The 9,842-nt window shown below is 71.9% G+C and carries 10 protein-coding genes; 5 read left to right on the top strand and 5 right to left on the bottom strand.

The annotated features are described in order from the left end of the window. Positions 1-160: 160 nt before the first annotated feature. Both MKL09_RS02365 and MKL09_RS02360 read right to left on the bottom strand, forming a co-directional pair. Complete coding sequence (locus tag MKL09_RS02365; RefSeq protein WP_244017596.1) at positions 161-883, bottom strand: serine O-acetyltransferase; 723 nt, start codon at positions 881-883, stop codon at positions 161-163. Beyond that, positions 880-1,494: a serine acetyltransferase gene (locus MKL09_RS02360; RefSeq protein WP_244017594.1), complete on the bottom strand. Its 615-nt coding sequence runs from the start codon at positions 1,492-1,494 to the stop codon at positions 880-882. The genes MKL09_RS02365 and MKL09_RS02360 overlap by 4 nt, the downstream gene beginning before the upstream one ends. A gap of 128 nt (positions 1,495-1,622) precedes the next feature. On the opposite strand from MKL09_RS02360, the gene MKL09_RS02355 reads away from it, so the two are divergent. From MKL09_RS02355 to MKL09_RS02340, 4 genes are read left to right on the top strand one after another with little or no spacing between them, the layout of a single operon-like run. Continuing rightward, positions 1,623-3,113 carry a lipopolysaccharide biosynthesis protein gene (locus MKL09_RS02355; protein ID WP_244017592.1) on the top strand — a complete coding sequence of 497 codons (1,491 nt, stop codon included), beginning with the start codon at positions 1,623-1,625 and terminating at the stop codon, positions 3,111-3,113. Continuing rightward, positions 3,110-4,051 (top strand): glycosyltransferase family 2 protein, encoded by a 942-nt coding sequence (locus MKL09_RS02350; protein ID WP_244017590.1) that lies wholly within the window; start codon positions 3,110-3,112, stop codon positions 4,049-4,051. Before MKL09_RS02355 ends, MKL09_RS02350 begins: the two co-directional genes overlap by 4 nt. Next, positions 4,051-5,421, top strand: a complete 1,371-nt coding sequence (locus MKL09_RS02345) for a right-handed parallel beta-helix repeat-containing protein (RefSeq protein WP_244017607.1) — start codon at positions 4,051-4,053, stop codon at positions 5,419-5,421. The genes MKL09_RS02350 and MKL09_RS02345 overlap by 1 nt, the downstream gene beginning before the upstream one ends. Position 5,422: 1 nt before the next feature. Next, positions 5,423-6,550, top strand: a complete 1,128-nt coding sequence (locus tag MKL09_RS02340) for a glycosyltransferase family 4 protein (protein WP_244017588.1) — start codon at positions 5,423-5,425, stop codon at positions 6,548-6,550. A gap of 7 nt (positions 6,551-6,557) precedes the next feature. Here the strand turns inward: MKL09_RS02340 and MKL09_RS02335 are convergent, their stop codons facing one another. Then, complete coding sequence (locus MKL09_RS02335; protein WP_244017586.1) at positions 6,558-7,871, bottom strand: MFS transporter; 1,314 nt, start codon at positions 7,869-7,871, stop codon at positions 6,558-6,560. Positions 7,872-8,073: 202 nt separating this feature from the next. Between MKL09_RS02335 and MKL09_RS02330 the strand changes: the two genes are divergently transcribed. Next, positions 8,074-9,225, top strand: a complete 1,152-nt coding sequence (locus MKL09_RS02330) for a dimethylmenaquinone methyltransferase (protein WP_244017584.1) — start codon at positions 8,074-8,076, stop codon at positions 9,223-9,225. 45 nt (positions 9,226-9,270) lie between these two features. Here MKL09_RS02330 and MKL09_RS02325 read toward each other — a convergent pair whose 3' ends face one another. Next, entirely contained in the window at positions 9,271-9,468 is a 198-nt protein-coding gene (locus tag MKL09_RS02325) for a DUF2283 domain-containing protein (RefSeq protein WP_244017582.1), read from the bottom strand. Further along, positions 9,465-9,740 (bottom strand): DUF4258 domain-containing protein, encoded by a 276-nt coding sequence (locus MKL09_RS02320; RefSeq protein ID WP_313901165.1) that lies wholly within the window; start codon positions 9,738-9,740, stop codon positions 9,465-9,467. Before MKL09_RS02320 ends, MKL09_RS02325 begins: the two co-directional genes overlap by 4 nt. Positions 9,741-9,842: the final 102 nt, after the last annotated feature.

Raw genomic sequence — 9,842 nt, 5'->3', positions numbered from 1 at the left:
GCGTGGGCTAGCTGCGCCGCGGCACGCGGGCCGCCGGGGCCGGGGGGCTCTCACACGGCAGGGGCACGGGCCGGCGTGAGGAGCGGGCGGAGGTTGCGGGATTGTGGCGAAAGCGCGTCGCCGCCCTCCGGGTCTGCGGGTGTCGGAGTCGTGCGTTGGGCTACGGATGGTCCGCGACCCGACAGAACGCCCGCTCCAGAAATGACATGCGCCCTCCCTCCCCCGCAGAGGGGGGAGGGAGAGGTGCGTGTATCCCGCCGCCGCGCTCATCCGGCGCCGATATCCGTGCATCGAAGATGCCAGCCTCAAGCGTTCGAATCTGCCGCTGGGCCAACATCGTCACGGTGCCCGCCGGCACGTCCCGCAGGGTGCAGACGCCGATCCCGATCGTCGCTCCTGCTCCGACCGTGACGGCGCCCTGGACCGCGGCGTGGGCGCCCACCACCGCGCCGTCGCCGAGGCGCGGCGCGTCTTTCGGAAACGGCTGCCCGGGAAACACCCAGTCCCGCGGTCCCACCAGGGTCCCGGGCAACAGGATCAGATCGACACCAGCGCTGCCGCAGAACACCACGCGGGCCGGGTGGGGCACGAACAGGCCCGGCCCGATCGGCGAGCCCGGATGCAGGCTCGCGCCGGTCAGCCGCAGCGACAGGTCCGACATCAGGGCGGCACAACGGCGCCAGCCCCGGCCGTGGAGCCAATGCGCGGTCCGATGGAAGATCGCGACTTGCATCGCCGGCAGGGTCAGGTGCATCAGCCGGCGCAGCCGGGAGGTGGGCTTGCCGCCGGTCGTCTGGCGCAGGACCCGGGCGAAGTCCGCCGACAGCAGCCGGCGCAGCTCCGCCAAGCCGTTCGGCGCGGGGGTTGCGGCGAGGCCGGTCATGCCGCGCCTCCGCGACCGGGTAGAGCGCGCCAGGGCTGGGGCATCACCGCCTCGCCCGCCTGCACGTCCTTGAGGATGATCGTGCGCGGACCGAGCCGGGCCCGGTCCCCGATATGCACGGCGCCGAGGACGATCGCGCCGGCCTCCAGCACCACGCCGTCGCCCAGAACCGGCAGGCCGGGGCCGCCGCCGATATCCTGATCGGGCTCCTTCAGCAGGCCGCCGATCGAGGCCTGGACGCCGAAGGCCGCGTCGTGCCCGACGGCTCCCGCGATCACGGCGCCGTGGGGATACGGCAGGAACAGCCCCCCGGCGATCCGGCTCGAGGGCGGGATGTCGGCGCCGGTCCACCAGCCGTTGACCAGCCACAACAGCCAGGCCGCCATCCGCCAGCCGCGCTCGTGGCTGTAGCGCGAGAGCCGATACAGCCAGACGGCGTGATAGCCCCGGCGCAGGGCTGCCGGCCCCTGGCCGCGGCGTTCCCAATGCGCCCGGTCGGCGGCCAGCGCAGCGCGCACCTGCGGCCAGCGCGGTCGGCGCCCCGCTGCGGATTCCGAAGCGGTTACGAGGGGGATCCCTCGGGCGGCGTCAGTCTCGGCGCGCTCGGACATACGCAGTCCTCCGGTTTCCTCAGACGCTTCATCTCTGCAACCATAAATTGAAGATACGGTTGCAAGCCATACGCACCCTGCCACGATGCAATCGTAGGTCGCGGTTTTCAGTAAGGCTTCACCGAGAGATGGTTCGCTTGGTAAACCGATTGCGTGGACGCGGCCGCCCCGGCGGCCTGCGATACGGCGCCAACCTGCTCGGGCAGGCGGCCGGGCGCGGCGTCTACTTGGCCGCGGGCTTCGCCGCCTTCGTGATGGTCGGTCATTACGCCGGCCCGGCGGCGCTCGGCCACTACGGGCTCGCCCTGGCGGTGCTGGCGGTGGCGCTCATCGCCGCCGATTTCGGCACGACCCTGACCTTCGGGGCGCGCCTCGGCGCCGGTGCGCCGGAGATGCGCGCCGTCGAGTTCGGCCGGATGGTCTCGGCCCGGCTGCTGCTGGGCCTTGTCACCGGAGCGGCCCTGCTCTGCGCCCTGCCGCTGCTGCCCGGCGAGATCCGGCCCGCGCTGGCGCTGGCGGCTGTGCTGATGCCGCTCGCCGCCGCGCGCTTCCTCGATTCCCTGTTCCAGGTCTGCGGCCGGCCCGGCTGGTCGGTCTGGCCGTCCCTGTCCAATGCCGCGACCCTGGTCGGCGGCACCGCGCTCGCGCTCTGGTTGCAGTTGCCCGAGGCGTCCCTCAGCCTGATCGCGGTTGCATCCGGCATCGTCTACGGCGCGGTCGGCTTGGTCCTGGCCGCCCGGCTCGTGCCGCTGCGCCCGGCCTCCCTGTCGCACGGTTGGGCGACCGTGCGGGCCGCCGCCGGGGTCGGGATCTCGAACGCGCTGGGCTCACTCAACGGCCGCATCAGCCTGATCATGCTGGCGGCCCTGGCCGGGGCGGCCGAGCTCGGCCAGTTCACCGCCGGCTTCCGGTTCTTCGAGCTCGGCGCCGCGGTGGCGATCACCCTGTGCGCGCCGCTGGTGCCGGTGTTCGGCCGAGCGATCGGGCCCCTCGATCCTGCCCGCCCGCGCGCCGGCACCGATCGCCTCCGCGCGAGCGTGCGCCCGGCGCTGACCCTGATCCTGGCGGCGTCGGGGGCCGGGACGGTGGCGGCCTGCGCGGTCGCCGAGCCCCTGGTGCGGCTGGTCTTCGGCCCGGACTTTTCCGCCGCCGCACCGGTGCTGCGCATCGCCGCCGCGATGAGCGCCCTGCTGATCGCCGCCACGGTGCTGTTCGCCGGCCTCGTGCCGCTCGGCCGGACCGGCTTCGCGGTGCGCGGCAGCGCCGCCGCCTGCGCCGTGAACCTGGCAGCCTGCGCCGTGCTGATCCCGTGGAATCCACTGCTCGGCGCCGCCTGGGCCGCCCTCCTGGCCGAGGTGGCGATGCTCGCGGTGGTCGCCCACGCCTTCTGGCGGGAGGCGGGGTCTCCCCTGGCGCTCGCGGACCTGCCGACGATGCTCGGCCCCGGCCTCGTCACCGCCCTCGTCTGGGCTGCCGGCCCGGCGGCGCTCGCGCCGGTCGCGGTGCCCGCCGCCGCCGGCCTCGCCGCCGCGGCGGCGGCGTGGCTGTGCCTGCGCCGCCGCACCCCCGCCGATCCAGCCGATCCCCTGCCCCTCTCGCTCCCGGAAGCTTCGTCATGAGCGACGTCCCCGTGCTCTCGGTCATCATCCCGACCTACAATCGCGCCGACACGCTGCGCCTGTGCTTGCGGGCCTTCGAGCGGCAGGCGACCGACGTACCGTTCGAGATCGTCGTCTGCGACGACGGCTCCTCCGATTCCACCGGGACGGTGATCAGCCGCGCGGTCACCACGGGTCGCGTCCCGGTGGTGCATCTGCGCCAGGAAAATTCCGGGGCCAACGCCGCCCGCAACCACGCCATCGGGGCGGCAAGGGGCGAGCGGCTACTGATCGTCAACGACGACACCATCCCGGCCCCCGGCCTCGTCGCGGCGCATCTCGCCGCCCATGCGATGCGGGGCGGACGCGAGACCGCGATCCTCGGGCGCATGACCATCGATCCGGCGCTGCCGTTCTCGCCGTTCTCGGCCCTGCACCACGACGCCTCCTACGACGCGCTCGAAGGCCGCGTGGAGGTCGGCTGGGACGCCTTCCTGACCTGCAACGTCAGCGTCGACCGGCGCCTGCTGGAGGAGGCCGGCGGCTTCGACCCGCGGCTGACCTGGCACGAGGATATCGAGCTCGGCGAGCGGCTGGCCCGCCGCGGCATGCACCTGTTCTACGCCCCGGAGGCTTTGGCCTATCACCACCACCTGCTCGACGAGGCAGCCTATCTGCGCATCGCCGAGCGCGAGGGCGCGGCCCTGGTGCTGTGGTACCGCAAGCGCCCGGATCTCGCGCCCGACCTCACCCGGCTCGGGCTCGTCGGCCCGCCGCCGCTCGCCGCCTCCCCGCGCCACCGCGTCGCCGACCTGGCGATGCCGAAAGCCCTGCTGCCCGGCTGGCAGATGGCGGCGCGGGCCCTGACCCGGATCAGCCCGGAAGCCGGCCGCACGATCTGGCGGCGGCTGTTCCAGCGCCAGAAGCGTCTCGCCATCGCCCGGGCGCTGGCGGCGTGATGCGGTTCGCTCGGCACATCCTTGTAGCCCTGCTCCTGCCGGCGCTCGCCGCCTGCGGCGCGGCCGATGCGCAATCGCAGCAGAACATCCTGGTCGATCCCGCCGGCGGCGCGATGGAAAACTACCGCACGGTGGCGCGGCTCGCCGACGTCCCGTTCGCGAGCCTCGGCCCCGGCTCCAGCGTGCTGGTCCGCGGCGGCAGCTACGACAGCGTCGCCCTGATCGGGTCCCGCGGCAGCGCCGAGGCACCGGTCACGGTGGCCGCGGTGGCCGGGACCAAGCCCGTCCTGTCGAACTCGGTGGTGTTCGAGAACGCCGCCTACGTGACCGTCACCGGCCTGACCGTGCAGGGCGCGGTCAATTCCGGCTTCATCATCCGCCGGGGCTCGCACCACGTCACGGTCTCGGGCTCGACGGTGTCGAAGTCCGGCCTCGGCATCTGGATCGGGGACGGCGCCGGGGCCGGCCACCGCATCACCGGCAACATGCTCGCCGACAACAAGACCCACGGCGTCGCCGTCGACGTGATCAACGTGCCGCCGGAGGACCCGAGCTACATCCTGTCCAACACCGTGACTGGCAACGGCATCCACGGGATGGAGATCAACGGCTCCGGCTACGTGGTCGAGGGCAATCGGGTCTCGGGCAACGGCGTCGGGATGTCGGGCACCTCCGGCATCCACGTCTACGCCAAGGACGCCGCCCAGGACGCCGGCGACCGCAACACGATCCGGTACAACATCGTCACCGGCCAGAAGGAAACCACCGGCCAGGACGGCAACGGCATCCAGATCGACCAATGGTGCGACGGCAACACCGTCGCGTTCAACGTCGCCACCGACAACGACGGCGCCGGCATCAACCTGTTCGACGCCGGCTCCAATACGGTGGTGAACAACACCGTCACCGGCAACATGCGCGATTCGGGTGGTCGCCACGTCTACCGCGGCGAGATCGTGCTGGCCTCCGACTACACCAAGAGCGTCGACCGCACCGCGGGCAACCGGGTGCTCAACAACATCGCCTTCGCCACAAGGCCCGGCATCGCCGCCATCGCGGTCGAGGCGACCACCGCCGACAACGGCAACGCGATCGGGCCGAACGTCATCGGCAGCAGCGTCGGCGCCCCGCTCTATCGCTGGGCCGCCACGGCCACCAGCGACGGGGCGAGCCTGCCGCTGCACGGCCAGGGCCCCGACCTCGCCGGCACACCCGCCTTCCGCGACCGCGCGGCCCCGTTCGCGGACGGCCTCGCGCTGACCAAGCCCCCCGCCCGCGCCGGCATCCCGCTCGGCGCGACCCGCGACCTCGCCGGCCGCGCCTACGCGCCCGGCGAGGCCCCGACCTTCGGCGCGTACAGGAGCCCGTAATATGCTTCGCATCGGCATCGACGCGCACGTGCTCACCGGCAAGCCCCAGGGCAGCCGGACCTGGCTCGTGAACATCATCGGGCGGGCCGCCGCCCGCCATCCGGACGCGACGTACGTGGTCTATTCCGGCGACCCGGAGGCCTGTGCCCGGCTCGTCTCGGGCCCCAATATCGAGCACCAACGGCTACCGCGGGTGCCGGCGAGCGTGCGCCTGCTGGCGATCTGGCCCTGGCTGGTGTTCCGCGACCGGCTCGATACCCTGCTCACCACCTACATCGCCCCGCCGCTGGTGCCGGGCGACCGGCAGGTGGTGGTGGTCCACGACATCCTGTTCGAGACCCACCCGGAATTCTTCTCGTGGCGGATGCGCTGGCGGAACCGCCTGCTCACCCGGCTCTCGGCCCGGCGCGCCAAGCTGGTCCTGACCATCTCCGACTACAGCCGCGACTCCATCGCCAAGGTCTACGGCATCGACCGCGACCGGATCGCCGAGGTGCGCTGCGGCTCGACCCCGCCCCGGGCCTCCGCGGAGCGCAGCCCGCTGGCGGACGGCCGCCCCTACCTGCTGATGGTCGGCCGCCTGGAGCCGCGCAAGAATCTCGGCCTGGTGCTCGACGCCTTCGCGCGCCTGCCCGCGGGCGCGGCCCGGCTGATCGTGGTCGGCAAGGGCGACGGCGAGCGGCCCGAGACCCTCGATCGCCTGACCCGGACCCCGGACGCGGTGCACATCGCCGGCATCGACGACAACGGCCTGTCCGACCTTTACGGACGCGCCGCCGCCCTGGTCTTCCCGAGCCGCGGCGAGGGCTGGGGCATCCCGGTGCTCGACAGTCTCGCGCGCGGCACGCCGGTGATCGCTTCGAGCCTCACGGCGATTCCCGAGGCCGGGGGCAGCGCGGCGAGCTACTTCGACCCCGACGCCCCCGACCGGGTCGAGCGACTGGCGGAGCTGATGCGGGCGGCGATCGACGGCCGCCTGCCCTTCGACGCGGGCGCGGCCCGGGCGCACGCCGCCCGGCACGACTGGGACGGCCCGGCCGCCACCTTCGTCGACCTGATGCGCCGGAATTTCCCGGCCCGGATTCCGGCGCGCGATCTCCATGCGCCGGTCCCGCACTTGCGGGGCTGAGCTGCGCCTACTCGGCGGGGGTCAGGCCGGCGGCAAAGGGCTCCGCGGGCGCCTCCGCGGCGATCGGGTCCTGGATCAGCACCCAGTATCCGAGTGCCGCCACCACGGCGATCACAGCACCGGTGATGAACGCCATGGAGAAATGGCCGGTCCCGCCGACGATGAAGCCGGTGACCGTCGGGGCCAGGGCGCCGCCGATATAGCCGCCGAAATTCTGCATCGCGCCGAGCGAGGCGGTGGCGTTGGCCGGCGCGGCCACGGAGGCCATCGCCCAGGCGGCCGACGAGCTGACATAGACCAGGAACAGCGACGCCGAGATGCACGCCATGGCGAGCGTATCGCTCGGCGTCAGCGCGGCGACCACCGTGCAGGCCGCGGTGGCGAGCAGGCCCAGCACCATCGGGATCTTGCGGCTGCGGATCGGGTCGACCCCGCGTCGGACCAGGATGTCGACGATCCGGCCGCCCAGCACCCCGCCCAGCACCCCGAATGCGAAGGGGATCGCCCCGATGATCCCGGTCTTCTGCAGGGTGAAGTGGCGCTCGATCTCGAGGTAGCTCGGCAGCCAGGCGGTGTAGAGCCAGGTCATGTAGATGCAGCCGAAATACCCCATGATCATGCCCCAGCTGGTCCGGTAGCGGAACAGCCGCTTCCACGAGTTCCAGGTGACGCGCCGGTCGGCATTGGGCGCATCGCCCTCCTCCAGGAAGGCGCGTTCGCCGGGGGTGAGATTCACCTCGGGCGGGTTGCGGAACACCAGGTAGACGATCCCGGCGAGCACCAGCCCGACCCCGCCCATGATGATGAACATCGCCCGCCAGCCGAAGCTCACCATCAGGAAGGTGAGCAGCGGCAGGGCCAGGAAGGTGCCGAGCGAGGAGGCGCAGTTCCAGATCCCGGTGGCGGTGCCGCGCTCGCGGATGTTGAACCAGTCGCGCGAGACCCGGGCGCAGGTCGGAAAATGCGGCGCCTCGCCGAGGCCGAGCACGATGCGCGCGCCCACGAACTGCCAGAACGAGGTCACGGCGCCGCCGAGCATCTGGCCGAGCGACCAGCAGCTCAGCCCGATGGTCAGCGTCAGGCGCGGGCCGAGCCGGTCGGCCAGCGCCCCGGCCGGCAGCTGCGCGAAGGCGTAGGCCCACAGGAACGCGGAGAGCAGCAGGCCCATATCGGGGATCGACAGGCCGAGATCCTGCCGGATCAGCGGGTTGGCCACCGCCAGGGTGGCGCGGTCGACGTAATTCACCACCCCGGCCGTCACCAGGAGGACGAGCGAGATCGTCTGGATGCGCTTCACGCGCGGCGTTACGGCCGGAGCCATGGAATCCCCCCGTACTTGGACTGACGCGCACTCTTCACGGTGCGTCCGGGTCCGACCGTTCGTCTGCGACTCACGGTATCCCACCGGTATTCTGCACCGAATGCCCCCGAGGGGAAGCTGCCGGCTAACAGATCGCCCCCTCGCGTCGCGGGTCCGGGCGTCGTAGACCAGCCGGACCCGCCACCGACCGAGACCGCCCCGCGTGCGCCTGACCCAGATCACCCACCACGACCTCGACGGCTACGGCGCCGCCACGGTCGCCGCCGCCTGCGCGGCGGTCGAGCGCGTCGTCCATGTGCCGCGCTACAGCGATGTCGGTCCGGTCTTCGAGGACGAGACCAAACGCCTGGCCCGGGCGGGCGAGAGCGAGATCCTGCTCATGACCGATCTCGGCCTTGAGGAGCAGACCATCGCGGGCCTGAAGAAGTTCGCGGCCATGAACCGCCGCCGCGAGGACGGCCGGAAGCACCGCCTCGTGGTCCTCGACCACCACGCCTCCTCGCTGGACCAGCTGCGCCGCCAGGGGCTGGAGCCGGTGGCCGACGCGGAGCGGCCCGGCCTGAGCCGGATCGACCTCGGCGATCCGGACTGCACATTGCTGATCGACGAAAACGTCTGCGCCACCCGGATGACCTTCGATCACCGGGCGCTGTTCGCCACGCACGAGCCCGCGACCGACCTGACCGCCCTGCTGGCGGCGATCGACGCCGTGGACCTCTGGCGCAAGGACAGCCCGGCCTTCCCGGGCGGCCTGGCGCTGGACGAGCTGTTCTGGGAGAGCGTGTCGAGCTTCGTGCCGGTCGGCCATCCCTGGCACGAGACCTTCATGGCCGGCCTGCTGCTGGCTGCCGCCGCGGCCCTGCGGGAGGGTGCGAGCCCGGCCGATCTCGAGCGGCGCGCCCTGGCGTTCCGCTCCGAAGTGACCGAGACCCTGTTGCGCGACGCGCCCGACGACGACCGGGCGCTGACCACGCGCATGCGGCTCGCCCGGGCGCTCGCCCGCTCCGACGCCCTGTTCCGCCCGCTCAAGGACGGCACGCTCCTGTCCTTCGCCCTCGATTCGGGCACGTTCCAGCGGGTCTCCGACCTGATCATGGATGCGGGCCGGGCCAAGCGGGTCGTCAACGTGCAGCGGATGGGCACGCTGTCGTTCCGCTCCAACGACGGCACGGCGCTCGACGGCGCCCGCCTGTTCCGCGGCGGCGGCCACAGGGACGCCGCCGGCGGCCGGCTCCAGAACGGCTCGGCCTTCTCGATGGCGGACGCGATCGCTCAGGTCGAGCCGGTGCTGAACCCGGACAAGCCCCCGGAGGCGGACAGCCCGTTCGCGGCGCTGAAGAACTGGAAGGGGTGAGGCGCCCTCAACGGCTGCTGGGAGCGCGGTCGGAACGTCTCTGAATCATGCCGCCCGGAGGCGATCCAGTTCGCCGCCGGGAGCGACATGCTTGCTGGCGTCCAGGATCTCGACGCCAACAATGCGCCCTTCGGCGTCCAGGTCGACGATGAAGCCCGGGCGAAGCTCCTCGCTCTCGATGACCCGCGCATCGGCGAGACGGATGTAGAGGGCATCGACGGTCGGATCGTATTCGGATTTCATCGGGTCTGTCTCCTCTTGCGGGTATGGCCCCGATCAAGGAGAGCCGTAACGACAACGATCTCGTCGCCCTCCAATGGCTCATATACCACGCGCATCACCCGGTCGTCGCGCTCCGGTACGGCAGCGAAGACCCGAACGCGGCCGGGTCGAAGAGGATCGGTCTCCATTGCCTCAGGCTTCCGAATCGTCCGCTCGACCCAAGCCGGTTCGATCTCGCGCAGCCGCATGCGCCCAAGAACATGATCGCTCCACCTGATTCGGACAGTGCTCACATCGACATTTTGTCGCGTCGGTACGGCATCGCAAGGTGATCCTTACCGCAGCCGCCGGGCCACCATTGCCCAAACGAGCGACATTCCCTTGTCGCCGAGTCC

It is taken from the genome of Methylobacterium sp. J-048 (genome assembly GCF_022829515.1).
In the GTDB taxonomy this organism is placed as follows: Bacteria; Pseudomonadota; Alphaproteobacteria; order Rhizobiales; family Beijerinckiaceae; genus Methylobacterium.
The sequence above is the reverse complement of the archived record's forward strand: the minus strand, read 5'-3'. Positions and strand labels throughout refer to the sequence as shown.